Source organism: Robinsoniella peoriensis (genome assembly GCF_000797495.1).
In the GTDB taxonomy this organism is placed as follows: domain Bacteria; phylum Bacillota; class Clostridia; order Lachnospirales; family Lachnospiraceae; genus Robinsoniella; species Robinsoniella peoriensis.
On the sequence record NZ_JTGN01000021.1, the window covers coordinates 60,932 to 87,791 of the forward strand.

The window sequence follows — 26,860 nt, forward strand, 5'->3', positions numbered from 1 at the left end:
TTATTTCTTATTGTATACCTTTACGCCGCCTGCAAATTTAAACATTCTGTTAAAATATTATAAACAAATCAAGTCCGGATCTTTATTTTTACCCTCGCTGCTGCAAGAGATTTTCCGATAAATCTTTTTTAATAATATATGCGCTACGACAGCCGCCAATACCTCAGCAACCGGAAAAGCAATCCAGATTCCAAGAGCTCCCATAGATCTTGACAAAAGGTATCCCAGAGGAACCGTCACTACAAATTGTCTGAGCAGTGATACGATCAGGGACTCCTTCCCTCTTCCCAATGCCTCAAAAGTCCCGGAATTCACAATTCCTATAGATGATACCAGAAATCCCAGACTTATCACGCGCAGCGCTTCTGTACCAATCTTCATCATGTCATCTGTGGCATCAAACAACATCAGAATCTGCCTTGGGAACACCAGCGCACCGATTGTTCCAATCAACATAACGCAAAAGACCACCAGGAGGCTTAAATGAACGGTCTGCTTCATACGCTTCTTCTCGCCTGCACCATAGTTAAAGCCGATGATTGGACGCATCCCCTGGACAACGCCATTCGCAGGCATATAAATGAAGGTCTGTAGTTTAAAATAAATACCCAGAACCGCCACATGCAGATCTGAAAACCTGGATAAGATCCCATTTAATATACTGACCAGCAGCGACGGCAGCGCCATCATAATTGTTGACGGTATCCCCACCGAATAGATCTGTTTTATAATACCCTTATCAAAGCTTACATATTTAAGGGAAATCTTAATTCCAATATCTTTCTTTCTGTAAACCAGCACATACAGAAGAAATGCACTGATCTGTCCAATTACCGTTGCAATAGCCGCCCCTTTTACTCCCAGTGCCGGAAAACCCAGGAGTCCGAAAATCATAATAGGATCTAATATGATATTAATAATGCATCCGCTGGCCAAGAGTGCCATAGTAGTGACCATATCTCCCACTGCCTGAAATATTTTTTCCATACTAATCTGAAGCAGACAGCCAAATGCAAGGCAAAGCACGATATAAGAATACTCACATCCATATTGCAAAATGACAGCATTCTCAGTAAACATACTTAAAAATGGCTTTGTAACCACGATTCCGACCACTAAAAACAGTACTGCATGAATCACAGTAAGCAGCATTCCGATGGAAGCTGTCTTATTCGCCTTTTCAAAATCTTTGCCTCCTATACTAATGGATATTGCGGAACTGATTCCAACACCAATACCCACCGCCACGGAAACTACAATGTTCTGCAGCGGATATACCAGAGAAACTGCCGTCAGAGCCTCCGGTCCAAGCCTCGCCACAAAGATACTGTCCACAATATTATACAGTGACTGCATAAGCATAGAAAGCATCATAGGTACTGCCATAGACATCAGCAGCGGAAAAATAGCCCGGGTTTTCATTTTATCTTGATTAACTGCCATAATTACATCTTACCTCCTCAAATAAATCACAAAGAAAAAGCTATATATTTTCCTGTTTAATTCAGAAACAGGCAAACATATAGCTTTGAAAGCATTCTGTTTAATTGAAACTCAAAAAATCATATCATAAAATATATCATTTTGCAAGCAAACTTTCACAGACAGCTAATCGCTTTCTAAAATAATTTTTCTACCACTGCCCGGGAGGTCCCTTCATTATTGAACTTGCAGCTTTCATAATTTCTCTCATAAAACTCCTGATATAACAAGTCTATTAAATACAGCTGGCTCAGCTTTGCTGTCATGGAACCGCCTTCTAACGGACCTTCACTGGAACCGCATAATAAGATTGCATCCGAATATGATGTCAGCGGTGACTTCTGAAAATGCGTGATACACGCAATCTTTGCACCCGCCTCTTTTGCTACCTTTGCCACATGAATGTTGTCCTTTGTTGCTCCGGAATACGATATGATTACGATCAGATCCTCTTCAGTTGTCATAGACGCTGCCATGGCCTGCATATGAGGATCCGTAATGCAGATTACCTTGTTGGTAATTCTTAAAAATTTATTCCTTGCTTCTTCCGCAGTCAGCAGACTGTCTCCTATCCCAAAGAAGAAAACCCTCTTTGCCTGCTCGAACATATCCAGTATTTTGTCAAAATTATCTCTGCTCAGCAGCATATAAGTCTCTTTAATTGCAGCTAAATGTAATTGCAGAACCTTTTCTGCCATCTCTCCCAGGCTGTCATCAAACCTCCTGCTTTCCAGTACTGTCTTGGTACTGCTGCTGGAAGTAGCACCCTGGCTGAGTGACAACCGCATTTTGAATTCCTGGTATCCCTGCAGTTTCATTGTTCTGCAGAACCGATATACACTGGTATCACCCACCTTACAGGCATCTGCCAGATCTGTTATCGACATATACAATACCTTACTTTGATTCTTAATTACGTAATCCGCCACCTTTTTCTCCGCTTTTGTAAATTGATTATAAGATGACTGAATCTCTAAAACGATGTTTGTGTTATCCACCTATTCACCTCCTTGGTATTTATTCTCAATCTCCCTTTAAATCCAAGGCTATCTGTACAGCCCCTAATAATCCGGCTGTATTCCCTAACTGTGCCTGTCTAATATTTACGTCACGATAGCTCTCCATGACATTATTATACAGAATGTTACAGATTTTATCCAGTATGTATTTTTGTTTCATTACCCCTCCGCCTAAAATTATGCAGGAAGGATTAAATATGTGTGTAAGTGAAACCAGTCCCAGTACAATTTCTTTTATCCAGGCATCAATAATCTCTGCCACACTTTCCTCTTTTCGCCGTTCGAATATCCTTTTTCCATTACTAAGACTCTCATCCAGCAGCATTGCATTTTTTACCAGCGCTGTTGTGGAAGCATACCGCTCATAACAGCCGCTGAATATATCCTTTGATATATCCCTGTCCCCGGGATGAATCACCATGCCTCCAAACTCTCCTGCCGAAAATCTGCTGCCCTTATAAACCTTGTGGTCAATAACAATAGCCCCGCCTACACCGGTGCCATAAGTCAGGCACAGAAAATCTGCAAACTCCCGTCCGGCTCCAAAATTTGCCTCGCCCAGTGCAGCAGCGTTTACATCATTTTCAACTGCTGCAGGGACATGGAAATTTTCTTCCATAATCCGTTTCACTTCCATTCCCGTATAACCCGGAATATTAGAATTGGCATAACGGATACAGCCTCTGGAAGAATCCACCTGTCCTGCAGTACTGATCCCAATCCTGTCAAATCCTTTGTATCCCTTGAGTATTTCCACTGCCCTTTCCATTACATAAGCCCCGCCATTTTGGGCATTGGTATCCGTTTCCTTTATATTACATAATCGTCCATCCATAAATTCACCTGATTTTATGGATGTCCCCCCTATATCCAGCACTGCTATTTTCATACAGATTCCTCACTTTTCAAATATAATGCATTTAGCTAACTGCAGCCTTAATTACACATTTTTTTAGATATGGCTTTTCATCCTGCAAGATTCCCGGCTTATGCGGCTCCTCGCCCATACAAACGATAAAACGCCCCGGCCCCATAACGCAAGAAGCAGACCTGGCGCAGGAAACTGTGCCGAAATCTGTTTTTTCATTATAGCAATCCAATATTTCAGACTCCCCTAAACCAATCTGAATCATTTCCGTTCCTTCTATATCAATCTGAATATCCATATATTTTTTATGAATCTCAAATTTACCTTTTGATTCCTCCTGGGCCTGGGCTTCCATCACATTAGCAAATACTTTCTCCCCCATAATTACTGTCTTTCCAAGGGGTAATAATTGAAGATCATTCATCGTTATAAAGTCAATGGCCCGGTCCAGGTATTGCGATATCCCGCGGTATCGCTGTATATTCTCTAAATTATCATAGATCATTTTATAAGTCCTTTCTTTTGCTCTAGAGCGTGTTTGAAAATTGCTTTCTGACAGATGTGTGTCACAGTTTGTGGTAGATTTGTCCCGGATGAAGGGCGCGTAGCGGGCTACGCAACCTGAATTCGGGGCAAATATGCCGCAAAGTGGGGCGTGCAGATGGCAGGAATGAATTTTAAAACACACTCTAAGGCGTGTTTGATATAAACAGACTGCAATTCAACGCAAGGAAAGGGAAACCATCCTGCAACACTATGATACTTCATCATATTCGTGTTTTTGATAGCTTCCCTTAAATTTTGCACCTTATCCCTTAACTGCTCCCATGGTAATTCCCTGTGTAAAATATTTCTGGAAGATCAGGAATATTACAACGATAGGAATTGCTGCCAGGGCTGCACCAGCCATAATCAATCCATAGTTTGTGGAAAGCTCTGCCTGCATGGTTGCAACACCAAGGGGGATTGTCAAATTCTTTCTGGAAGACAGCATAACTAACTGCATAAAATAATCATTCCATGTATTAATGAAGGTAAATATCGCCAGCGCTGCAAATCCCGGTTTTACAATTGGAAACGCAATGCTGCTAAAAGTACGAAGTTCGTTACACCCGTCAATTTTTGCTGATTCCAGTAACTCTGTGGGAATATTTTCACTAAACTGCTTCATCAGGAATACACCGAAGGGCCATCCAATCAGCGGAAGAATAACGGCAGCCATGGTGTCATGAATTCCCATCCAGCTGATCATATTTACCAGAGGAACCAGAATAACCTGCTTAGGAAGTGCCATTGCACCTATAAAAACCGTAAATAAAATCTTCTGTCCATAGAAACGTTTTTTAGCCAAAACATATCCAGCAAGTGCAGAGGTGAGGCAGACAGCCAGCATGGTAATAAGCGCAATCAAAACACTGTTTAACAGCCATCTTGCCGCCGGATTTTGCACAAGTAAACGCTGGAACTGCTCAATTGTAGGATTGGTCGGCCACCACTGGGGCGGAATCTTAACTGCGTCTCCCTGGGACTTGAATGCCCCTGTCATAATCCAGTAAAAAGGAAAAACAAAGATGACGGTCAATATGCTTAGAACGACAGTTGATACTATTGTAAATGGTGTAGATTTTTTCTTCATCTTTTTGTCCTCCCTCCTAATATTCTACATCGCTGCCCAGGAATTTAAACTGAAGCAGGCTGATAATACCGATAACTACCGTTAAAAATACACCCATTGCGTTTGCATATCCATACTCGGACAGCTTAAATGCTTTTTCATACAGATAATACATAATGGTTGTGGTAGCGAAGTTTGGCCCGCCGGAAGTTAATAACTGGATAAGCGAGAAGCACTGGAAAGAGTTAATCGTTGTGATTACTACTATGTATAGTGTTGTTGGAAGAAGACTTGGCCATTTAATTTTCCAGAACACCTGGAACTTGTTAGCGCCGTCAACCTCAGCTGCTTCCACCAATGATTTGTCAATATTACCCATTGCAGCAATATATAAAATAATTGGCTGTCCAACCGCAGTTGTCAACAAGATGATAATGATTGCCGCAAGGGCATATTTTTTATCTCCCAGCCACATAATATTCTGACTTATCACATGACCAGCCTTTAAGGTGTAATTTAAAATACCGGAAAGCGGATCATATATCCATCTCCAGACAACCGTTACGGCAACCGTACCAGTTACAACCGGAAGGAAAAATACACATCTGAAAAATGATCTTGCAAATGCCTTTCTCTCGTAAGTCTGTGAAGAAACAAATAATGCAAAAGCTACAACAATCGGAACGGATCCGATTACAATGATAAGTGTGTTGACCAGTGATTTCTGGAATGTTGTATCCTGAAACATTGTGATATAGTTATTTAATCCGATAAAAGTAAATTCCTTCATTGTATAACGAAAGAAACTGGTAAATACCCCCATTATCATAGGTATTAATACAAATATAATAAAAAATAATAATGCCGGAGCCAGAAAACAATAAGATACTATTGTTTCTCTCATTCTTAGCTTATTTACTTTTTTCATGTTTATACCTCCTGCATATCGCAGGCCTGTCTGCGATACTGCCTTAATAAGTAGTGTGAAAGCGATTTTCTTTCACACTTGACACCATGAATAGCGCAAGCCTGCCTGTGCTATTCCCAAATCAGTAGTGTGAAAGTGCTTTTCTTTCACACTTTCCCTTCAAATCCCATAAGTGTATATAGAAATAACTGTCTTTACAGACAAAGCGCTGCAATGTTGACTGCTAAAATCCCATTGCAGCGTCCCTGCTGATTTTTATTTCGCTGTTGTTGCAGCATTTGTAATAGATGCATCAGCCTGCTGCACAAATTCATCTGCAGCTGCCTGAGGATCTTTATCTCCGTTCATTACTGCCTGAAGCATTGGGAACCATAAAGTTCTCATTTCAGCAAATCCATCGATGGTGTTATAATATGGTGAATAATATTTTGTCCAGCCTGCCAGAGTTGTCATTCTTTCATTATTATACAAATCTCCAAAGGACTGGCGAACCGGGAAAGAACCTGTTCTGATTACATTTTTTGGTCCCCATTCACTGTCATCACAAACAAATTGGATAAATTTCTTAGAAGCTTCAACCTTTGCATCATCACCGTTATTGAATACGCAGAAACCATTTACCAGATACTCTAATGCAGGAACTCCATCATCTGATGGGAATGGAGCCTCAATATACTCAACCTTACTGGATTCTAATAACTCTTTCTGTGTTTCCGGCTGTGCTGGAGACCATAACAGAGTAAAAGAAGTCTGTCCATTTGCAAAGTTCTGAATATCATCACCGCCGTTGTAAGCGGAACCATTCATTAATGTGCCGTCATCAACTGCTTTTTTGATATATTCAAGAGCTTTTACACCATTTGCATCGTTAATTGTATATTTTGTAATAGCATCATCTGTGATAGCGCTGCTGTAGAGGTTTGAAACAAATGCACGGGTACCCTGATCGCCGCCCTGGCCGCTGCAGAATACTGATCCCGGATTATATCCTTTATCATGCAATGCAGTAATAACGGTTGTGAAATCATCGGTTGTCCAGCCATCTTTGATTAAATCAGCAACCCCTGCATCTTCTGCCATCTGTTTGTTAAATGCCATATAGAAAGGTGCGGAGCTGATTGGATACATGTAAGCTGTGTCGCCGGCTTTACATGCCTGAAGCAGCTGGTCATTTCCAACATCTTTTACGAAATCATCGGTAAACATATCATTTAATTCTGCAAGCTTGCCGCTCTTACCATAATCGATGATACGTCCCGGAGCATCAAATAACACATCACAGATTGTACCGCCTTCAATTGCTGTAACAATCTTTTCCGGTCCTGATGTAAAATCAATTGTCTCTAATTTAACTTTGATATCCGGATTCGCTGTCTCAAAAGCATCGATGATTTTCTGTTCGTAAGATCCAAATGCATCACCTGCATTTTCCTGTGTAAATGTAGGGAATGCCCACCAGGTAATCTCTGTTGTACCGCCGGCGGAAGCTTCTTTTGTTTCCGCATCTGCCGCTGCCTGTGTCTCATCTGTCTTTGTCTCAGTCGATGCCGCTTCTGATTTTGCTTCTGTAGCCGCATCTGTCTTTGCTTCCGTCTTAGGTTCCGTTGTTCCTGAACTGGTTGATCCTCCTCCGCAAGCTGCAAGTGAAAGTGCCATAGTACAAGCCAGTAAAAGTGCTATTGCTTTCCTTTTCATATCTTTCTTTTCCTCCTTAAATAGATTGGTTTTAGTTTATGATAATTAACGGCCTTGTTAATTATTTCTGGTTAATTGCTTCCACATACCGCTTCGTAATATCCATCGGCCTTGTGATTGCTGTTCCAACAACTGCTGCGAATGCTCCGGTCTCTAACGCCCTTTTTAATTCTTCCGGGCACCAGATTCCTCCCTCTGCGATAACAGGCTTTCCGCTCTCTCTTGCGAGTATTTCCATCATTTCATAATTTGGAAGCTGAGTTCCTTCCGTATATGGTGTATAACCGCTCATTGTTGTCCCTATGAAATCGAATCCGATTTCTGCCGCATGCATTCCTTCTTCGATGCTGGAGCAATCCGCCATAAATAACTGTTCCGGATACTTTAACCGAACCTCTTTGAAGAATTCATCCAGCGTCACCCCCTCCGGGCGCAGCCTTACGGTGGCATCTGCAGCAATGATCTCCACCCCGCATGCTACCAGCGCATCTACTTCTTGCATGGTTGGTGTTATGTAGATTTCACACCCTTCATAATCTTTTTTGATAATTCCTATAACGGGAAGATCCACCAGCTTCTTAATCTCTGTAATGTCTTCCACTGTGTTTGCCCGGATTCCGGATGCACCTCCCAGCATAGCCGCATATGCCATGCGAGACATGATATATGAACTATACAGAGGTTCTTCCTTTAATGCCTGACAGGATACGATTAGCCTTCCATGGATCTGATCCATTATCTCCTTTTTGGTCATCCATATCCTCCTTTCCCTCTGCTCTCAAATGAGCAGATCTTAATTCTAAACTTTGTTGTTCTGTCTGATAAATAGACTATATCACATGCGGGTAAATTTTTCAATATCTTTTTTAGAAAAAAAATTTTTTCTTTTTTCATTGTTTTTTTTGTTCAACAATGATATAATTTCCATATAAAAGAAGTAACTGCTATCATAATTCAACAATATTCGACAAAGAAAGGGAAAATCATGTCAAAATACGATGTATCACGTTTCAAAAATGTAACTGTAGCTTTAAACACTCCTTTTACAGCTTCCGGAGATATTGATCTGGATGCTGCTAAAAAACTGACCCGCTACTATATTAATAAGGGTGTAAAGAGCCTGTACGTATGCGGCAGCACCGGTGAGGGCTTTCTGTTAGACAGCGGCGAAAGAAAAAAAGTCGTGGAAGCCGTAACCCAGGAAGCCGGAGATGAGATGACCATTATTGTTCATGTTGGCTGTGCAGATACCCGGCATTCCGCAGAGCTTGCACAACATGCTGAACAGGCAGGAGCTGCCGGAACTTCAGCCGTACCAAGTGTCTATTACCATGTGAGTGAAGAAAGTGTCTACCGCCATTGGACCGCAATTACAGAAGCTGCTGACCTTCCTTTCTTTATTTATAACATTCCTCAGCTCACCGGATTTAACCTCTCTATGGGTTTATTCCACCGTATGCTTGAAAACGAACGGGTTGCCGGTGTAAAATGTTCCTCTGACCCCTGCCACGACATTTTAAGGTTCAAACAGGCTGGCGGTGAGGACTTTATTGTGTTTAACGGACCGGATGAGCAGTTTTTAGCCGGAAGACTGATGGGTGCCGATGCTGCTATCGGTGGAACCTATGGCGCTATGCCGGAATTATATTTAAAATTAGATGAACTCATCCGCCGCGGCGATATTGCTGCTGCCCAGAAGCTGCAGGTCATAGTAACCATGTTCATTTACCGCCTGTGCTCCTTCCCCTCCATGTATGGAGCTTGTAAAACAATTATCCGTATGGATGGTGTGAACATAGGTGACCCACGCCTGCCATTCCTTCCGGTAGACGAAAAGGATCCTGAGATCAGAAAGCTGTATGAAGATATCCGCGCAGCCGTAGAAGAAACAAAGGGCTGGTAATATTCTCATTACAGGGTTTCAGCAGCAGACTCCCCGGTCATTTGCAGTGACGCATTAAAAAGAGCCATATACATTGAAGTAAAACTTCTCTGCATTATGGCTCTTTTGTCCCGATTATTCTCTTGTAACAGGGAACACCCCATGCTACACTAGAGCGAACAATTTCATCTTATATTTGGGTTTAGCTAAGAAAGGGACGCTTTGTAAATGGTGGGTAGTGTACGGAAAGAGCCATAAGCCATTTATTAGCGAAATAAAAGTAACTCATTAACCAATAGACAGAGAATGGATGAGCCAGCATTTATGAAGAAGAATCTTCGGAAAGGATGTTAAGAATTATCCTTCTGTCTGTTCAAAAAAAGAATAATTCTGTAAGCTGTTTTCCTTGCTTACAAACTTAAAGAGGAGGTTATAAAGTGAAAAAACATATTGTATGCTTCGGAGATTCCAACACACATGGTTATTGTACCGAGACAAACGGACGCTTTTCCGAAGATGAGCGATGGACCTGCCTTTTGGGCAGATATCTTGGCGATGATTATCTGATTTGTGAAGAAGGACTGAGCGGAAGAACAACGGTCTTCGAAGATCCTCTGTTTGAGGGATTGAACGGTTTAACATCAATTTTTCAAAGTCTCATGACCCACGAGCCTGTGGATCTTCTGATTCTGATGCTGGGAACAAATGATACCAAGGAACGTTTCAGCTCAAACGCAGAAAATATCGCAAAAGGCATGGAGCGCCTTACGAAAAAAGCCCTCTCCGTTACCGATGCCTGGAAGAATAAGCCTAATATATTAATCATTGCACCCGCCTATATTGAACCTGGTTATGAAACTACGTTTATTGCTGACGAAATGGGAAAAGGCTGTGTAGAAAAGTCCAGAGCCCTGGCTTCCTACTATGAGGATATTGCCAAACGGCTTGACGTATATTTTCTGGATGCAGCAACCATACCGGGAATCCGTATGCATCCGAAGGACCATATGCATCTGGATCAGAACAGCCATATACTTCTGGCTAAAAAGCTTGCTTCCATGATCCCGGACCTGCTGTAGAAATTTTGGACATTAAAAAGCCCTGCTTCACGACTGCAGGGCTAAAAAGGAAGGAGTTATGAAAAAGTTTATATAACAATTCTTTGTTTGTTATGCTTATATCATAACTTCTAAATGTGTACTTTCAATGATGAACTATTGAACGTTCTATGAAAACTCTGAAAACATTTTATTCATATTTTATTCATAATGTGACATTATATTACCTTTACTGTAAGTTGGACACTTTTCTTATTGTAAGTCCGTACGGTTATATAAGTAACACCTTTTTTTCTTGATTTTACCTTTCCTCTGCTGTCTACCGTTGCCACCGCTTTGCGAGAAGATATATATGTAATCCGATTGCTTTGGGAATTAGACGATATGATCGGTTTAATCTGATAAGTTTTCCCTTTTCTCAGTTTTACGGACTTTCTTCTTAATTTTACCTTTGCCGGTGCTTTTTTTACTTCAACAACACATGTGTCTGTCTTACCGCTGCCGGTAGTTACCGTAATCGTTGCTCTACCGGGCTTCTTTGCCGTAATTTTACCGGAAGAGTTCACCGTTGCCACTCTTTTATTGGATGTGGTATACCTTTTGGAATCCGTACATCTGCTGGGTTTTACAGAAGTCTTCAGCGAATAGGTTTCTTTTGCACCCAGAGTTATCTTAGAAGTGTTCAGGCTAATCCGCTCCGCTTCCATGAAAGAATAGTTCAGATCACAGTAACCTTTATCTGTATTAGCTCCCGGTACCTTTCCTTTGTCTGTATACTGCCACATATCATAGGACCCGGAAAAAGATGGCTTTTTAATCCCATAGCTTCCTACCCATATTCTGATTCCCGAAAGTTTGGACCAGTCAAATTCATTTGTTAAACGATAGTCGGAGGAATAGATCATAGGCGTGTAACCTGCCTTTTTAATTTTATCACAAAATGCCTTTGCGATCGCAGTGGTATTCTTTTTCCCCTTTTTGAACGTACCGCTTTGTTCAATATCATAGACTACCGGATACTCCAGCTTCCTTCCTTTTAAAATCTTCAGACAGTACTCTGCTTCTCTTTTCGCTCCCGCCACAGTAGTGGTACAGCAAAAATGATAAACACCGCGCTTAATTCCTGCATTTCCCGCTCCATAGTAGTTGGCTTCAAACTGATCATCCAGATCCTCTTCATAAGTTCCTGTCTGGGCGCCGTCCCCGGTCTTCAGCATGGCGAACGAATATCCCTGCTGCTTCACACTTTCCCAGTTAATTGTCCCATTATACCACGATACATCGATTCCTTTGATATTGGAGACCGCTGCCTCTGCAGTGAAAGGCAGCATAAGTGCCATCGCTGACACAAACAGAAATTTCATAAGATATCTCTGCACTTTTTTCATAAAGATCCTCCTGTCACAACTGCATGTCCAGTCCATGTGCGTGTTAGAAAATTCATTCCGGCCATCTGCATGCCCCGGTTTGCGGTATATTAGCACCCGTCTCTCATACACATCGAAATATTACAGTTGTAGGTTTTTATTGTTATGGATATAATAACGCGTATTTACCTTTCTGTCTATAGTGAATTTTTACAAAACTCAGCAGAACTCACCGGGGGGCATCCCTGTAACCCGTTTGAAAATATAATAAAATCTTTGCGGGTTATTAAATCCCAATCAGTCCCGTTCAGCTCTTACATCTCCTGCTGCGAAATCGTTTGCTGACCGAAGACTTCACGATGTAGAATCTGATGGTTAGAACAGTGTAAAAAGCCCCAGTAAAAATAAAGGCATAAATAAAAACACCGTATCTTCATTATTTTCTTGAAAGATACAGTGCTTCTTCTATGGTGCTGTTATTTTACGATATCAATTTACCGATATTACTTTTCAGGAACTTCACATTTTTTCTCTCCGATACACTCTGCCATCTGGCGAACCGCCCGGTACACGATTTTTTTCACATCTGTAATGCTTTTCTGATCATGTATCAGATAGATCGGATCATCTTCTGTCTGGAAAAGCTCATTAAGACACATTCCCATAGGATACAGGCTCTTAATACAAACAACAATCAATTCGGTACAAATCTTTTTATTTATGGACAGCGAATTTTTCTTCTGTTCCGAAAACTCCTCATAAATCATATCCAGTACTTTCTCCGCTTCGTCTGCATCCCCGGCTTTCAAAGCATTCAGAAGCTGTCGCTCCCTTTTTATCGGTGAATGGTATTCCTCATCCTCAAACATCAGGTTGCTGATGGATACAATATTGTGATTTTCTTCTAAGGTTGTAAAAACCAAAGCATTCTTTGCCTGATTTGCACAACCATATACGCTTTCGAGACCTTTTTGTATTTCACTGATACCGATGGTACAAGATAAATGAAATTCCTCCTCCATCCGGTCCGAAACCATCTTTGTTACCTTTTTCATATTTTCGTTCAATATAATATACAACAGATTATCTGCAAGGTAGCTGATCACCAGCATGATTTCACCTGGCAGATAATTCACCGTAGCTGCTTCGAAATGATATTTCCGAAAACACTCCTCAATCATACTTACGATGGAATCTGAAACAACTTCCTGATCCTCTGCCCGTATTAATATTACCTGGTATTTCGTTCGCTCTCCGTGCCCCGTTAGTCTGCGGTAATCCTGAATTACTTCATCCTGGACAGGGATCTGCATAATCAGCTGCTGGAAAAGTCTGATAATCAACATATCCTGATCCTGATGAGGCTCCTGGCGCATTTCCTTTACCCATTCTATACGCCGTTTACTCTCTTCTATACGGCAGGATACCCTTTTTACCGCTTCCAATATCTGCTCCTCTGTTACAGGCTTTGGCAGGTATTCCTTCACTCCATAACGTATTGCCTCCTGAGCATTTTCAAATTCATTATATCCGCTTAAAACAATAAACTTGGTGTCTATTCCCATACCAACCGCTTTTTCCATCATTTCCAGGCCGTCCATAATGGGCATGTCTATGCTGGTAATCACGATATCCGGTATTTCTTTTTGGATGATATCCAGGCCTTGTTTTCCATTTTCTGCTGTGCCTACAATATTGACGCCACACTGCTCCCAGGGAAATGACTTCTCAAGCCATTCAAGAACAGATTGTTCATCATCTATCAAAGCCATTTTAATCATTTTTTATACTCCTATCTCATAACAACTAACAATTTACCTCATCCATAATACCAAAGATGACATAAAAATGCAAAAACATTCTTTCAATCCACCCAAAAATTAAGCTTATCTTCACTAAATGAAATCTTGCATCCTCTTTGTTCAAAAAAAGCATCCAATACATGATACAAATCCTCGTACTTTATTTCACTACCATCATTTCCAACGGGTTCTATCCAGAACGACTGCTTGCCGCAGGCATCCCTTATATGTAGTTGAAATGCCAGTTCCTTTTCTCTCAGCATTTGGTTACAGTCAATGATATCCTGAAAAGATATTATTTTCATGTTCGCACCTCTTATCTATTGTCTCTCATCTCTTGTCTCTTATCTTTTGTCTCTTATCTTTTGTATCTTATCTTTTGTATCTTATCTCTTGTCCTTATCTGTTATTTCCTATCTGTTATTTCCTATCTGTTAATTCCTATCTGTTATCCCTGATCTGTTATACTTCTTTTACCGCCGCCAGTTGGAATTCACACCAATTTGACAAAGCGCAATCCCCACACATAGGTTTTCTGGCTTTACAAACCGCTCGCCCATGCCGGATGAGCTGAATGTTTATGCGTATCCAATGATCCTCAGGAAGCACCTCCTGTAATTCCAATTCCACTTTCAAAGGATCAGAATGGTGCGCCCATCCCAGTTTGTTAGATATCCGGTTAACATGGGTATCTACCGTAATCTCGGGAACTCCATATGCGTCTGACATAAAAAGATTGGCTGTCTTTCTTCCGACTCCCGCTAGTTTCATTAAATCCTCTCGGTTGTCCGGAACCTGACCATTGTACTCAGCTACCAGCTGCTGACAGCATTTTTTCATATTTTTTGCCTTACTGTGGTAGAGTCCGATGGTTTTAATCATGCCTTCCAGTTCCTCAATGTCAGCTTCCGCCATCTCTTCTACCTTCTGATATTTGTCATAAAGTGCAGGAAGTACCAGATCTACCTGGGCATCCGTACTCTGAGCGCTCATCATAATCGCCAAAAGCAGCTGCCAGGGCTCCCTGTGGAGAAATCCATCTTTATCCACTCCATACAGCTCATCCAGTTTATCTAATATTTTCTTTACCTGTAATTTTTTCATCATAATCCCATCAACGCTTCTCTATATACATTTTCGACCTTTTCTTTGGTTGGTACACCTTCATGAACCTTTTTATCCCCCACATAAAAAGTGGGTACATACCAGTAATCAAGAGAATCTGCAAGCTCTGTTTCTACCGATTCATCTGCGATTCGTACCTCTGCCTTACCATACTCCGGATGTTCCATTTTCAGTTCCTCCATAAGTGCCAGTGCCTTATGGCAATGCGGGCAGTCTTTTAAAATCATCATCAATACTTTCTGCATGGCAGTCTCCTTTTCATCTGTTTTCTTTCACTATACCATAAAGCGACTTTTTTCGCCATCATCACTTGATGAAAAAGTCTTCCAAAGTTTCATTTTCCATTATTTCATTACTTTAAACTAATAACGCAAAAAAGTACTTGACTTTTACATGGTATGGCGCTATTCTTTTTTTAGATAAGAAAATGTTTAGATTCTATGAAAAGAAAAAGTAGATTGTTTTCTGTTCCCAGAGAGTCAGCGTCTGGTGTGAGCTGATGTTCAGAATTCAAATGAAAATCATCTTGGAGAATTACAGCCCAAAGCCTGTGCAAGTAAGCTGTACCGGTTAGTCCCCGTTATCGGAGAACGTATAATATGTACGTTATGAGAGCTGTCTGTATCTTACAGATGGAATATGGGTGGTATCGCGGAATTGACTTCGTCCCTTTTTTATACGGGAGGAAGTTTTTTTATTGTCCTGAAACTCTTTCTTATCACATAACCAATAACAGGGAGGAAACATTTATGAACGTATTAAAAAAAACAAGCAAATTTCTATCAAAAAACACATCATTATTTATAATCGCAGTTGCAGTAGTCACATTTTTTGTACCGCAGCTCTTTACCTGGGTCCGGGGCACTAACCAGACGATTATTATCGGAATCATAATGTTTGGTATGGGTCTTACCCTGACTGCAAATGATTTTAAAATTCTGGCAAAACGCCCACAGGATATATTTATTGGCGCACTTGCCCAATACACTGTCATGCCCCTGTTGGCTTTTGGCGTTGGAAAACTGTTACGTCTTCCGGATGGAATTGCGATCGGCCTTATTCTTGTCGGATGCTGCCCCGGAGGTGTTTCTTCTAATATTATGTCATTTCTCTGCCACGGTGACGTTCCTTATTCCGTTGGCATGACCACCGCCTCCACCTTACTTTCACCTATTTTAACTCCAATCCTGGTTCTTCTGTTAGCCGGACAGGAAATTAATGTGGATGCTATTGGTATGTTTCAGTCCATCTGCCAGTCCGTATTAATACCGGTTGCACTGGGATTTGCCCTGAACTATTTCTTCGGGAAGAAAAAAGCATTTAAAGACGCTCAGGAGCTGATGCCCGGTGTATCCGTCACCGGACTTGCCTTTGTCGTGGGCGGTGTTGTATCTCTTCAGGGATCTAACTTCTTCCAGTCAGGAATTGTCATCTTTATAGCCGTATTGCTGCATAACAGTATTGGTTATCTTCTTGGATACAGCGTTGGACGCCTGTTTAAAATGCCGGTGGCTAAAAAGCGGACTATTTCCATAGAAGTAGGTATGCAAAATGCCGGTCTTGCCACGAACCTGGCAACCCTTCATTTCGCAGCACTTCCTCAGGCTGCTTTAATCAGCGCTGTATCCTGCGTATGGCACTCCATTTCCGGTACGATACTCGCAGGATTTTTCGCAAAACTGGATGAAAAAAAGGGAATTCCAAGTAACACAGTAGCAGAAGATGGCGAGGGAGAGCGTATTGCATAGAATAATAATTTTTTGGAGGTACTTATGAAACAGGTTGAAATCGTAACTGCAATTATAATGAAAGATCACAAAATCCTTACTACCCGCAGGGGGTACGGGCAGTTTATAAATCTTTGGGAATTTCCCGGCGGGAAAATTGAATCCGGAGAAACCAACGAGGAAGCTCTCATCCGGGAACTTCAGGAAGAACTAGCCGTCGAAATAATCCCTGAACAGCTGTTTATGTCAACGGAATACGACTATCCTGATTTCCACCTGACCATGCACTGCTACGTTTGCAGTATAAAAAAAGGCACCATTACACTGCTGGAGCATAATGGTGCAAAATGGCTGGACAAAGATCATCTGGATACAGTGGAATGGCTGCCGGCTAATAAACCTGTTATTGATGGACTGAGGGTAATGCTTACTCTTTAATGGTTTTATACCTGTCAAATAAGGGTCTGTAAATGTAATAAGTTTCAAAATTACATTTACAGACCCTTATTTTAGAGTGAGCGCCTGCATCCGCATCTACTCCGGCATACCTTTGCAACTTCTTATATAATGGGCGGTGGCAATTTAGAAATGCTGCGGTTGCTCCTTGGACATTACGACTATAATGTAACCCGTAATTATCTACATCTTGCTAACCAGTATATGATCCTAAATGCAGATATCTATAAATTAGATTCCGTATTTTTCAAAACTACCTATTAAAACAAAATGTATCCCACTTTTTCCAGCCGGCTTCACCTGGCTGCGAAAAAAACGGGATACATTTTTTATATTTCTTAGAGTCCTAGATTCTACTATATTCGACATTAAACCAACAAAAAACACCAGCCCCAAGGCCCATACGTCCAAAAAGCTAGTGTTTCATGCGCCTTCAGGGGCTCGAACCCTGGACACCCTGATTAAGAGTCAGGTGCTCTACCAGCTGAGCTAAAAGCGCTTGTCTTTATTTTGTTTGTGTTAAGGTAATTCCTCAACGCAAGGGATATTATATTATATAATTTCGAGAATTGCAAGTATTTTTTTATAAAAATATAAGAAATATTTTTTTGTATTCCCTTGATTGATTTTCACAAACCATTTATAATGGATATAGACTAGGGAAAAATACGCGTAAAGCGACATTTTTTTATAGAAATTATTAAGGGAATTTGAGGTGCACAGGTATATATGGACAATGAAAAGTCAACAAAGCATGAAGCTTCACAAGAATACAACAAGCATACACTATTAAGAAGGAAGCACAGAAAGAAAACCGATGATATTGCTGCTTCATCCGATCAGGAAGATTCTGGTTTGGATAATTTTATAGCTGATGGATCACAGAAAAATGACAGTGATAATCAGGATGAATCAGAAATGAAAAATAGTACCTCAAGTAAAAATGAAAATAATTATAACCTTCCACATGAACCTTATGATCCGGAATATCCAAACAGAAAGTTTCATGCCAGCAACCGCTATTTTACCATATGTGTTTATGCTATAGCCGTTATTTTTTTTGGTGCCATTATCGTCAAGATTTTTGTTTCGCTGGATGGTACATTAAAATTTTTAAAGGATGTCACAAACATTCTGATGCCATTTTTCATTGGTGCATTAATCGCATTCATATTGAATCCGGCAGTGAAAAAGGTATATGAGTTTTATCACAGAATTTGCAGAATCAACAAAAAGTCCGTATGCCTGGGGTTATCCATTGCTACTACATACATTCTGCTTCTGGGACTGATTATTGTCACACTGCTTTTTGTAGTACCGCAGATCGTAGAAAGTATTACAGAATTGGTAAATTACGTTCCTACAACGGTGGATAACGTCTACCACTTCTTTGATAACCTGGAGGAACATTTCCCAAATCTGGATGTGGAAGTAATCCGAAAAGCAATTAATGATGCCATACCGAACTTTATAACCTATTTAAAAGATTTTGCCACAAACCTTGTTCCGGCACTATATACCGTATCCGTTTCAATTTTACAATGGATTTTAAATGTAGTAATTGCCATTATCGTATCGATTTATATGCTTTCTGACAAGAAACCGCTGCTGAATTCCATAAAAGGAATTATTTATGCATTTGTTCCGGTAAAGCATATCAGTTCAACTATTGATACGTTAAAAACCTGCAACCAGCTGTTCAGCAGTTTTATTATCGGAAAAGCGATTGACTCCCTGATTATCGGGCTGCTCTGCTTTGTAATTATGAGCCTTTGCCAACTTCCATATGCCGTACTGATCAGTGCCATCGTAGGCGTAACAAACATGATCCCTTATTTCGGTCCATTTATCGGTGCGGTACCAGGAGTTTTAATCATGTTATTGGTCAGCCCGATTAAAGCCCTGATCTTTGCAATACTGATATTGGTACTGCAGCAGTTTGACGGTTTAATCCTGGGACCCAAGATTCTTGGAGATTCAACCGGTTTGAAGCCGCTGTGGATTATATTCGCCATTACCATAGGCGGAAGTATTGCCGGTGTTCTGGGTATGTTCCTGGGCGTTCCTGTCATAGCCGTTTTAAGATATCTTCTGAACCGTTTTCTACAGTACCGGCTTGAAAAAAGGAATTTTAAGGACAGTCATAATTTTAATATTGAATAGAAAAAGGGTAATCCGCCAAACGGCAGATTACCCTTTCTTCTTATCTTCACCTTTTAATTTTTTGTTCACTTCATCAACGGATTTCTTAAGTGCCAGAAGCTGGCGGTCCATTGTTGTTTTATCATTGAAGAACATTCCCACTTTTTGTTTCAGGCTTTTATTCTTTATCATGCTTTCACATCCATAACAAGCATTTACTATAGTATATTCTTACTCTTTAATCCTGTGCAGGATCATTTTTCTCTCTGCACACAATCATTTTATGAATTGGATTGCCAAGGGCCGAGAATTTTTCTTCATATTCTGTCATTACATTCCCCTCTGACAAAACCCCATCGTGATGAAGATCGAAAGTACATGCTTTGAGGATCCACCCCGCAGGTTCTACTTCTTCTAAGGCAAAATCAAAAAGTCCTCTGTTGTCCGTCTTAAATTCAACGGTCCCGTCCGGCACCAGAATCTTGTCATAACGGTTCAAAAACTCTCTGGAGGGGAGTCTCCTTTTAGCATGCCGGTCCTTAGGCCACGGGTCAGAAAAATTCAAATAGATGCGTTCCACTTCATTTTCTGCAAAGATTTCAGGCAGTTCTCTGGCATCAATACACAGGAAAAATAAATTCTGAAGTTCAGTCATAGTTTCTCTTTTTTCCAACGCCCGGAGAAGAACACTGGAATACCTTTCGATTCCCACATAATTTATTTCAGGATGATCGAATGCCATCTGGGTTATAAATCTGCCTTTCCCCATTCCAACTTCTATATGAATCGGGTGATCGTTGCCAAATGCTTGTTTCCATGCGCCTCTCACCGTTTTAGCATCTTGGATTACATAACTGCTCTCTGCTATAATTTCATCTGCTCTTGGAATATTTCTCAATCTCATAATTTCTCTGCATGAAATTCATGCTTCTCCTTACTTTATTATTTTTTTCTGATGTTTTTAAAATTGTCTTTTGTAAACATTTCACAGTTGTCAAGCCTTCTAAGAAGCACTTTTACTGTATAGCCAAGAATGATTGTAACACAAAACTTAATAATATACAAAAAATAAATTATATTTTTTTTAATTTTGGTAAATTTATTATAGATTTTTTTTGAAAATGGTGTATGATTATATAATGAATATTGAATAGATAGGAGGGCATGAATTATGGATATGGTTGTGAACCGATTATCTGAAATCGAGGCAGCATCTGTCAGGATTATCGATGAAGCAAACGCTCAGAAAAAAGAACTGGACGATGAGCTACATGACGAATTACAAAAATATGATGCCGAAGTAGATGCAGATACCGAACAAAAGCTCAAGCAGCTGCAAGCAGATCTTCAAAAGGAAATGGAAAAAGACCTTGCCAAGCTAAAAACTGAGACTCAGCGTTTGGTAACGAATCTGGAAGCTGATTATAATGTAAACCACAAAAAATTAGCTGCCGGGGTATTAAAAAAACTAGTAGAGGGGTAATCATATGGGAAACCTGTTAGCTTACAGCGGGACCACCACCAAAATACGTGCAATCAGAAGTCGTCTGTTTACAGAGGAAAATTACCGTGAACTGGCTTCTATGGCAACTGTCACCGATGCCCTTAGCTTTATAAAGAAGCATCCCGGTTATCACGATTTGTTTGCGCACGCGGATGAAGCGTCTCTGCATCGTAACGACATTGAAAAAATACTGCAGAATGCCGTATATGTGGATTTCCAGAAAATCTACCGGTTTGCCACCGTGTATCAGCGTAAGTTCCTGGATATGTACTTCAAGCGATATGAAGTCGCTATATTGAAGAGTTGTCTGAGAATGGTATTTGACCGCCGTGACATGGAACTGGATTTAACGATTTTTAAAGATTTCTTCGAAAAGCACTCTGACATTGACATCACCAAATTATCAAATTGTACCACATTGGAAGAGCTGGTTTCAAATTTAAAAGGAAGCATGTTCTATGATTGTCTGAACAGGCTGTCCAATGTTTCAAATCCAACTCTTTGGGATTATGGCATGGCATTGGATTTGTTCTATTTTAAGAAGTTCTGGAAAGAAAAAGACAAACTTCTGAAAAAAGATGCATTGAAAAGTGTAACTGCCGCCTATGGCACCAAGATGGACTTACTTAATATAGAATGGATTTTCCGTTCTAAGAAATATTATAATATGTCAGGTCCTCAGATCTATGCATTACTGATCCCTGTTCAGTATAAACTGAAAAAGGCAGATATCCATGATCTTGTCGAAGCACCCACAATGGATGAATTCGATACAGCCCTTAAGAAGACTTATTATGGAAAGCATTATGAAGGCTATGGCGTAAGAACAATTGAACCGATGTACAACAAAATACGTATGAAAGTTCAGAGGGGAAACGCTGAAAAAGATCCATATTCAGTAGCAACCATCATCTCCTATCTCTATGAGAAAGAGCATGAAATTGACAAACTTACAACCGCTTTAGAGTGTGTCCGTTATGGTATTGATCCAAACGAGACACTAGACTATATTCTTTAAAAGCAGAGGAGGTGTAACTTGTGATTGTCAAAATGAAATTTTTGAGTATTACGGGACCCAAGGCTGATATCGACCGTGTGGTAAACGAATACTTGTCCAAATACGAAATTCATTTGGAGAACGCCTTATCTGATTTAAAAACGGTTGAACATTTAAGGCCATTTATGGAAATCAATCCATATCGTGAATGGCTCATAAAAGCAAATGAATATGCTGAGCTTGTGAAAGATCCGCATTTTACGACTACCAAACATATCACCCTTGAAAAAGCATTGGATGTTGTGAATGAACTGGATACCAAAATTGGCGATATCCGCACGAAACGAAATGAACTGGATGCCAAAAGGGAGTCCTTAAGAGCCTCCATTCAGAAAATCGAGCCATTCTTAGAATTTCAATATAACATACATGCCGTATTGGAATTCAAATTTATTAAGTACCGATTTGGTAAAATTGCCCATGACTACTATACGAAATTAGAACGATATGTCTACGACGATTTTGATACGGTATTTTACAAATGCCATACGGATGAAGATTACGTATGGGGCGTCTACTTTGTACCTGCCGCCCAGGCATCCAAAATAGATGCGGTTTACTCTTCCATGCATTTCGAACGTATTTATCTTCCTGATGATTATGCCGGAACGCCAAAAGAGGCATATGATGACCTTAAGGCAGATATTGATAATTACAGTAAAGAAATTGCGAAATGCAATGAAGAAATTACCCGGGCCCTTACAGAGCACAAAGAACTGCTGCTTCTGGCTCAGGCTAAGTTACAGGCACTGTCCACAAACTTTGATGTCCGCAAGCTTGCAGCCTGCACCAAGGAATCAAAACAGATATTCTATATTTTATGCGGATGGATGTCGGAAGAAGATGCAAGATCCTTCCAGCAGGATATCTCAGAGGATGAAAATCTATACTGTATTGTAGAGGATGACAATAACAATATTGTTAATTCTCCTCCCACCAAATTAAAGAATCCTAAGTTGTTCCGGCCATTTGAAATGTTCGTCCGAATGTATGGGCTGCCGGCTTACAACGAAATTGACCCTACAATATTCGTAGGCCTTACCTATGCCTTTATCTTTGGCGCCATGTTCGGCGATGTAGGTCAGGGATTATTACTTTTGATCGGTGGATTTTTATTGTACCGATTTAAAAAACTGGATCTGGCAGCGATCATCAGCTGTGCCGGATTTTTTTCCACGGTATTCGGGTTCCTGTTTGGAAGTTTATTCGGATTTGAAGATGTTTTAGAGCCCATATGGCTCCGTCCGGTAAACCATATGTCAACGATACCATTTATCGGAAATTTAAATACCGTATTTATCGTAGCAATTGCATTTGGTATGTTCCTGATTATTGTAACAATGATCTTTCATATTATTAATGGTATTAAAGCAAAAGATGCTGAAAACACCTGGTTTGATACAAACGGTCTTGCAGGACTGGTATTCTACGGTGCAATCGTTGCAGTGATCGTGCTTTTCATGACAGGAAACACCTTACCGGCAGGTATCGTATTAGTCGTTATGTTTGTCATTCCGCTAATTCTGATTGCTTTAAAAGAGCCTCTCTCCAAACTGGTTGAGAAAAAGACTGACTTTTTGCCAAAAGAAAAAGGTATGTTTATTGTTCAGACCATATTTGAAATGTTTGAAGTGCTTTTAAGCTACTTCTCAAATACACTTTCCTTCGTCCGTATCGGCGCATTTGCAGTCAGCCACGGAGCTATGATGGAAGTTGTACTTATGCTTGCCGGTGCAGAAAACGGCGGATCGCCGAACTGGCTGGTTATCATACTCGGTAACCTGATCGTATGTGGTATGGAAGGTTTGATCGTAGGTATCCAGGTACTGCGTCTTGAATATTATGAAATGTTCAGCCGTTTCTACAAAGGTACCGGACGTGAATTCAAACCATTTTCAAAAAAAGATAAGGCCGCCTAAGATAAGACGCCAAACAAATCTAAATCAAAAATTGCCAAAGGCACTTTTTTGAATATAAAAACATTTTTTTATTTAGGAGGATAATATAATGACAACATTAACATCAATCGTATTAGTAATTGCATTGGTTCTTAGCATCATCGTACCTTTCGGAGCATTTTTAATCGGCGAGAGAAATAAAGGAAGGTATAAAACTTCTTTAGGTATCAATTGCTTCTTCTTCTTTGGAACTATGGTTCTCGGTGCTATTATAGCATTTGGCGGCGACGGATCTACAGCAATGGCTGCAGAAGCTACCGGTGAAGCTATTCCCGGATTATCCGCAGGTCTTGGTTATCTTGCTGCTGCATTAGTTACCGGATTATCCTGTATCGGTGGTGGTATTGCCGTTGCTAGTGCTGCTAGTGCTGCCCTTGGTGCAATCAGTGAAGACCAGAGTATTCTTGGTAAATCACTTATCTTCGTAGGTCTTGCAGAAGGTGTCTGCCTCTATGGTCTGATCATCTCCTTCATGATCTTAGGTAAATTATAATTCTATGAAGATGTATTTAATCAGTGATAATGTAGATACTTATACCGGTATGAGACTAGCAGGAGTGGAAGGATGCGTTGTTCATGAGAAACCCGAAGTAAGGGAAGCCCTGGAACGCACGGTTGCCAATAAAGAAATTGGCATCATCCTGCTTACAGAGAAATTCGGCCGGGAATTCCCGGAAATTATTGACGATGTAAAGCTAAACCGAAGACTTCCACTTATCATTGAAATACCGGATAGGCATGGTACGGGACGTAAGCCGGACTTTATCACTTCTTACGTAAATGAAGCCATTGGAATAAAATTGTAAAGAGGGTGAAGATTTTGACAACCGAAGAAAAGTTAAAACATTTCGAAGAATCTTCCTTAGAAAATGCCAGAGAACAGGCAACTCAGATTATATCAGAACATAAAACTGCTCTTGAAAAAATCAAAACTGAGCATGTGACTGCTAAAAAACGGCAGGCTGCCCTTCAGATAAAAACTGAGACAGAAAGCTTAAAACGAGCAAACAATATGGCTCTTTCAAAGGAACAGCTTCAAATAAAACGAGAAATAACCAAAAAGCATAATGAATTAAAAGAAAAGCTTTTTGTAGAAGTCAAGGCAATGCTGGAGGATTATATGTCTTCTCCTGCCTATGATAAATTATTAGTCAATCAGATTCATGAAATAAAAGAACTCGCTGGAGACGGAAGCGTTATCATTTATATTGACCCTGCCGACTCTTCCAAGCAATTAAGTCTGGGCGCCTCAACGAATGAGCAGGTTTCCTTATCTGAATATTCGTTTATGGGCGGTACAAGGGCAGTTCTTGCCGACCGGCATATATTAATTGATAATTCCTTTGCAACAAAATTAGAAGAGGCAAAGGCAGAATTTACATTTGACGGAGGTATGACCCATGACTAGAACAGGCATTATATATGGTATCAACGGACCTGTTGTCTATTTAAAAGGCAACACCGGCTTCAAAATGGCTGAGATGGTTTATGTTGGTAAGGAAAAATTAGTTGGTGAGGTCATCAGCTTAACAACCGATACCACTACCGTGCAGGTTTACGAAGAAACAACCGGTATGAAACCGGGTGAAGAAGTAATCGCCACCGGCGATGCAATCTCCGTAACACTGGGACCTGGTATTCTGAATAATATTTTTGATGGTATTGAACGTCCTCTTAGTGAGATCGCTAAAAACTCGGGTAAATATATTAACCGTGGTGTAAGTGTTGATTCTCTGGATACTTCCAAACTGTGGGACGTACATATCACAGTAAAACCGGGCGACACCGTAAGCGGCGGTACCATTATCGCTGAAGTACCGGAAACTCCTGCTATCACACATAAATCAATGGTTCCTCCAAATATGAAGGGTACTATTTTAGATGTTGTGAAAGACGGACAATATACCATTACTGATCCAATCGTTACCATTCAGTTACCGGATGGTACGGAAAGAAAATTATCCTTAGCACAGAAATGGCCGATTCGTGTTCCAAGACCAACCGAAAAACGTTATGCTGCAAGCAAACCTTTAATTACCGGACAACGTATTATTGATTCTATGTTTCCGATTGCAAAAGGTGGTACGGCTGCTGTTCCCGGCGGATTCGGAACCGGTAAGACCATGACACAGCATCAGATCGCAAAATGGTCCAATGCCGACATTATCATCTATATCGGCTGCGGTGAACGTGGAAATGAGATGACACAGGTTCTGGAAGAATTCTCGGAACTGGTTGACCCCAGAAGCGGCAATCCTTTGATGGACAGAACGACTCTGATTGCAAATACATCCAACATGCCTGTTGCTGCCCGTGAAGCTTCTATCTACACCGGTATTACACTGGCTGAATATTATCGTGATATGGGTTATGACGTTGCGATCATGGCCGATTCAACTTCCCGTTGGGCAGAAGCTCTTCGTGAATTATCAGGACGTCTGGAAGAAATGCCTGCTGAGGAAGGTTTCCCGGCATATCTGGCATCCAGATTATCTGCTTTCTATGAAAGAGCCGGACTTATGCAGAATTTAAATGGAACAGAAGGAAGCGTATCTATCATCGGAGCTGTATCTCCTCAGGGTGGTGATTTCTCCGAACCAGTTACACAAAATACCAAACGTTTCGTAAGATGTTTCTGGGGACTTGATAAATCCCTTGCCTATGCAAGACATTTCCCCGCTATTCAATGGCTGACCAGCTACAGTGAATATCTGACAGACCTTGGTCCATGGTACAAAGACAACGTAGATCCAAACTTTGTAGATAACCGTAATCAGATTATGGCAATCTTAAACCAGGAAAGCAGTTTAATGGAAATCGTTAAACTGATTGGTGGTGACGTACTCCCGGATGACCAGAAGCTTACATTGGAAATCGCAAGGGTAATTCGTCTCGGTTTCTTACAGCAGAATGCTTTCCACAAAGATGATACCTGCGTTCCGATGACCAAACAGTTCAAAATGATGGGAATTATTCTTTACCTGAATAAAAAAGCAAAAGCCCTGGTTACTATGGGAATGCCAATGTCCATCTTAAAAGAAAGCAACATTTTTGACAAAATTGTTTCTATTAAATATGATGTTCCAAACGATCATCTGGAGAAATTCGACGACTACAAGAGAGAAATCGACGAATTTTATAATGAAGTTTTAGCTAAAAATGCATAGGAGGGTTA

The 26,860-nt window shown here is 40.6% G+C and carries 28 protein-coding genes, 1 tRNA gene, 1 pseudogene and 1 other annotated feature; of the genes and pseudogenes, 14 read left to right on the forward strand and 16 right to left on the reverse strand.

Features of this window, described 5'->3' with window-relative positions; genetic code table 11:
* Window positions 1–57: 57 nt before the first annotated feature.
* The 4 genes from QR40_RS27445 to QR40_RS27460 form a co-directional block, all read right to left on the reverse strand.
* Complete coding sequence (locus tag QR40_RS27445; protein WP_044297683.1) at window positions 58–1,443, reverse strand: MATE family efflux transporter; 1,386 nt, start codon at window positions 1,441–1,443, stop codon at window positions 58–60.
* 176 nt (window positions 1,444–1,619) lie between these two features.
* Window positions 1,620–2,480 (reverse strand): MurR/RpiR family transcriptional regulator, encoded by an 861-nt coding sequence (locus tag QR40_RS27450; protein ID WP_027295647.1) that lies wholly within the window; start codon window positions 2,478–2,480, stop codon window positions 1,620–1,622.
* Window positions 2,481–2,505: 25 nt separating this feature from the next.
* The gene (locus tag QR40_RS27455; protein WP_044297684.1) at window positions 2,506–3,390 is read right to left on the reverse strand and encodes an ROK family protein; all 885 of its coding nucleotides are present in this window, start codon (window positions 3,388–3,390) and stop codon (window positions 2,506–2,508) included.
* Window positions 3,391–3,421: 31 nt separating this feature from the next.
* Complete coding sequence (locus QR40_RS27460) at window positions 3,422–3,874, reverse strand: NanQ anomerase/TabA/YiaL family protein (protein WP_044297685.1); 453 nt, start codon at window positions 3,872–3,874, stop codon at window positions 3,422–3,424.
* Between the two features lie 54 nt (window positions 3,875–3,928).
* Here QR40_RS27460 and QR40_RS33895 point away from each other — a divergent pair.
* Window positions 3,929–4,078, forward strand: a pseudogene (locus QR40_RS33895) (DUF6783 domain-containing protein).
* A 99-nt stretch (window positions 4,079–4,177) separates the two neighbouring features.
* On the opposite strand, the gene QR40_RS27465 reads toward QR40_RS33895, so the two are convergent.
* From QR40_RS27465 to QR40_RS27480, 4 genes are all read right to left on the reverse strand, one after another.
* Window positions 4,178–5,005, reverse strand: a complete 828-nt coding sequence (locus QR40_RS27465; protein WP_027295644.1) for a carbohydrate ABC transporter permease — start codon at window positions 5,003–5,005, stop codon at window positions 4,178–4,180.
* Window positions 5,006–5,021: 16 nt separating this feature from the next.
* Window positions 5,022–5,912 carry a carbohydrate ABC transporter permease gene (locus QR40_RS27470; protein WP_027295643.1) on the reverse strand — a complete coding sequence of 297 codons (891 nt, stop codon included), beginning with the start codon at window positions 5,910–5,912 and terminating at the stop codon, window positions 5,022–5,024.
* A 255-nt stretch (window positions 5,913–6,167) separates the two neighbouring features.
* Window positions 6,168–7,607, reverse strand: a complete 1,440-nt coding sequence (locus tag QR40_RS27475; protein ID WP_044297686.1) for an ABC transporter substrate-binding protein — start codon at window positions 7,605–7,607, stop codon at window positions 6,168–6,170.
* Window positions 7,608–7,668: 61 nt separating this feature from the next.
* Window positions 7,669–8,361 (reverse strand): N-acetylmannosamine-6-phosphate 2-epimerase, encoded by a 693-nt coding sequence (locus QR40_RS27480; protein ID WP_027295641.1) that lies wholly within the window; start codon window positions 8,359–8,361, stop codon window positions 7,669–7,671.
* Between the two features lie 231 nt (window positions 8,362–8,592).
* Here QR40_RS27480 and QR40_RS27485 point away from each other — a divergent pair, with 231 nt between their 5' ends.
* Together QR40_RS27485 and QR40_RS27490 are read left to right on the forward strand one after the other, a co-directional pair.
* Entirely contained in the window at window positions 8,593–9,510 is a 918-nt protein-coding gene (locus QR40_RS27485) for a dihydrodipicolinate synthase family protein (RefSeq protein WP_027295640.1), read from the forward strand.
* Between the two features lie 416 nt (window positions 9,511–9,926).
* Window positions 9,927–10,568: a GDSL-type esterase/lipase family protein gene (locus tag QR40_RS27490; protein ID WP_027295639.1), complete on the forward strand. Its 642-nt coding sequence runs from the start codon at window positions 9,927–9,929 to the stop codon at window positions 10,566–10,568.
* 197 nt (window positions 10,569–10,765) lie between these two features.
* Here the strand turns inward: QR40_RS27490 and QR40_RS30400 are convergent, their stop codons facing one another.
* From QR40_RS30400 to QR40_RS27515, 5 genes are all read right to left on the reverse strand, one after another.
* Complete coding sequence (locus QR40_RS30400) at window positions 10,766–11,935, reverse strand: GH25 family lysozyme (RefSeq protein ID WP_052431089.1); 1,170 nt, start codon at window positions 11,933–11,935, stop codon at window positions 10,766–10,768.
* Between the two features lie 482 nt (window positions 11,936–12,417).
* Window positions 12,418–13,695 carry a response regulator gene (locus QR40_RS27500; RefSeq protein WP_027295638.1) on the reverse strand — a complete coding sequence of 426 codons (1,278 nt, stop codon included), beginning with the start codon at window positions 13,693–13,695 and terminating at the stop codon, window positions 12,418–12,420.
* Window positions 13,696–13,778: 83 nt separating this feature from the next.
* Window positions 13,779–14,021 carry an RDAC family protein gene (locus QR40_RS27505; protein ID WP_044297687.1) on the reverse strand — a complete coding sequence of 81 codons (243 nt, stop codon included), beginning with the start codon at window positions 14,019–14,021 and terminating at the stop codon, window positions 13,779–13,781.
* Between the two features lie 157 nt (window positions 14,022–14,178).
* Entirely contained in the window at window positions 14,179–14,823 is a 645-nt protein-coding gene (gene nth / locus QR40_RS27510) for an endonuclease III (protein ID WP_330373911.1), read from the reverse strand.
* Complete coding sequence (locus QR40_RS27515) at window positions 14,820–15,086, reverse strand: thioredoxin family protein (RefSeq protein WP_027295635.1); 267 nt, start codon at window positions 15,084–15,086, stop codon at window positions 14,820–14,822. Before QR40_RS27515 ends, nth begins: the two co-directional genes overlap by 4 nt.
* 186 nt (window positions 15,087–15,272) lie before the next feature.
* Window positions 15,273–15,515: a binding site (T-box leader), on the forward strand.
* A gap of 75 nt (window positions 15,516–15,590) precedes the next feature.
* Here QR40_RS27515 and QR40_RS27520 point away from each other — a divergent pair.
* From QR40_RS27520 to QR40_RS33900, 3 genes are all read left to right on the forward strand, one after another.
* The gene (locus QR40_RS27520; protein WP_044297689.1) at window positions 15,591–16,589 is read left to right on the forward strand and encodes a bile acid:sodium symporter family protein; all 999 of its coding nucleotides are present in this window, start codon (window positions 15,591–15,593) and stop codon (window positions 16,587–16,589) included.
* A 24-nt stretch (window positions 16,590–16,613) separates the two neighbouring features.
* Window positions 16,614–17,006, forward strand: a complete 393-nt coding sequence (gene mutT / locus QR40_RS27525) for an 8-oxo-dGTP diphosphatase MutT (RefSeq protein ID WP_044297690.1) — start codon at window positions 16,614–16,616, stop codon at window positions 17,004–17,006.
* An 84-nt stretch (window positions 17,007–17,090) separates the two neighbouring features.
* Entirely contained in the window at window positions 17,091–17,288 is a 198-nt protein-coding gene (locus QR40_RS33900; protein ID WP_081999077.1) for a tyrosine-type recombinase/integrase, read from the forward strand.
* A 162-nt stretch (window positions 17,289–17,450) separates the two neighbouring features.
* On the opposite strand, the gene QR40_RS27530 is transcribed toward QR40_RS33900, so the two are convergent.
* Window positions 17,451–17,523 (reverse strand) — tRNA-Lys (locus tag QR40_RS27530).
* A 230-nt stretch (window positions 17,524–17,753) separates the two neighbouring features.
* Here QR40_RS27530 and QR40_RS27535 point away from each other — a divergent pair.
* On the forward strand, window positions 17,754–19,187 hold the full coding sequence (locus tag QR40_RS27535) for an AI-2E family transporter (protein ID WP_052377933.1): 1,434 nt from the start codon (window positions 17,754–17,756) through the stop codon (window positions 19,185–19,187).
* 27 nt (window positions 19,188–19,214) lie between these two features.
* Here the strand turns inward: QR40_RS27535 and QR40_RS31985 are convergent, their stop codons facing one another.
* Both QR40_RS31985 and trmB read right to left on the reverse strand, forming a co-directional pair.
* Window positions 19,215–19,358 carry a hypothetical protein gene (locus QR40_RS31985; RefSeq protein WP_156043000.1) on the reverse strand — a complete coding sequence of 48 codons (144 nt, stop codon included), beginning with the start codon at window positions 19,356–19,358 and terminating at the stop codon, window positions 19,215–19,217.
* 46 nt (window positions 19,359–19,404) lie between these two features.
* On the reverse strand, window positions 19,405–20,070 hold the full coding sequence (gene trmB, locus QR40_RS27540) for a tRNA (guanosine(46)-N7)-methyltransferase TrmB (protein WP_044297691.1): 666 nt from the start codon (window positions 20,068–20,070) through the stop codon (window positions 19,405–19,407).
* A gap of 267 nt (window positions 20,071–20,337) precedes the next feature.
* Here trmB and QR40_RS27545 point away from each other — a divergent pair, with 267 nt between their 5' ends.
* From QR40_RS27545 to QR40_RS27575, 7 genes are all read left to right on the forward strand, one after another.
* Window positions 20,338–20,649 carry a hypothetical protein gene (locus QR40_RS27545; protein ID WP_027295631.1) on the forward strand — a complete coding sequence of 104 codons (312 nt, stop codon included), beginning with the start codon at window positions 20,338–20,340 and terminating at the stop codon, window positions 20,647–20,649.
* Between the two features lie 4 nt (window positions 20,650–20,653).
* The gene (locus QR40_RS27550; protein ID WP_027295630.1) at window positions 20,654–21,688 is read left to right on the forward strand and encodes a V0D/AC39 family V-type ATPase subunit; all 1,035 of its coding nucleotides are present in this window, start codon (window positions 20,654–20,656) and stop codon (window positions 21,686–21,688) included.
* A 20-nt stretch (window positions 21,689–21,708) separates the two neighbouring features.
* A complete protein-coding gene (locus QR40_RS27555; protein ID WP_027295629.1) occupies window positions 21,709–23,646 on the forward strand; it encodes a V-type ATP synthase subunit I in 1,938 nt (645 codons plus the stop codon).
* Between the two features lie 88 nt (window positions 23,647–23,734).
* Window positions 23,735–24,178: an ATP synthase subunit C gene (locus QR40_RS27560; protein ID WP_027295628.1), complete on the forward strand. Its 444-nt coding sequence runs from the start codon at window positions 23,735–23,737 to the stop codon at window positions 24,176–24,178.
* A 4-nt stretch (window positions 24,179–24,182) separates the two neighbouring features.
* Window positions 24,183–24,491, forward strand: coding sequence for a V-type ATP synthase subunit F (locus QR40_RS27565; protein ID WP_027295627.1), 309 nt, complete (start codon window positions 24,183–24,185; stop codon window positions 24,489–24,491).
* Window positions 24,492–24,496: 5 nt separating this feature from the next.
* Complete coding sequence (locus QR40_RS27570) at window positions 24,497–25,093, forward strand: V-type ATP synthase subunit E (RefSeq protein WP_052377932.1); 597 nt, start codon at window positions 24,497–24,499, stop codon at window positions 25,091–25,093.
* On the forward strand, window positions 25,086–26,852 hold the full coding sequence (locus QR40_RS27575; protein ID WP_044297692.1) for a V-type ATP synthase subunit A: 1,767 nt from the start codon (window positions 25,086–25,088) through the stop codon (window positions 26,850–26,852). The genes QR40_RS27570 and QR40_RS27575 overlap by 8 nt, the downstream gene beginning before the upstream one ends.
* Window positions 26,853–26,860: the final 8 nt, after the last annotated feature.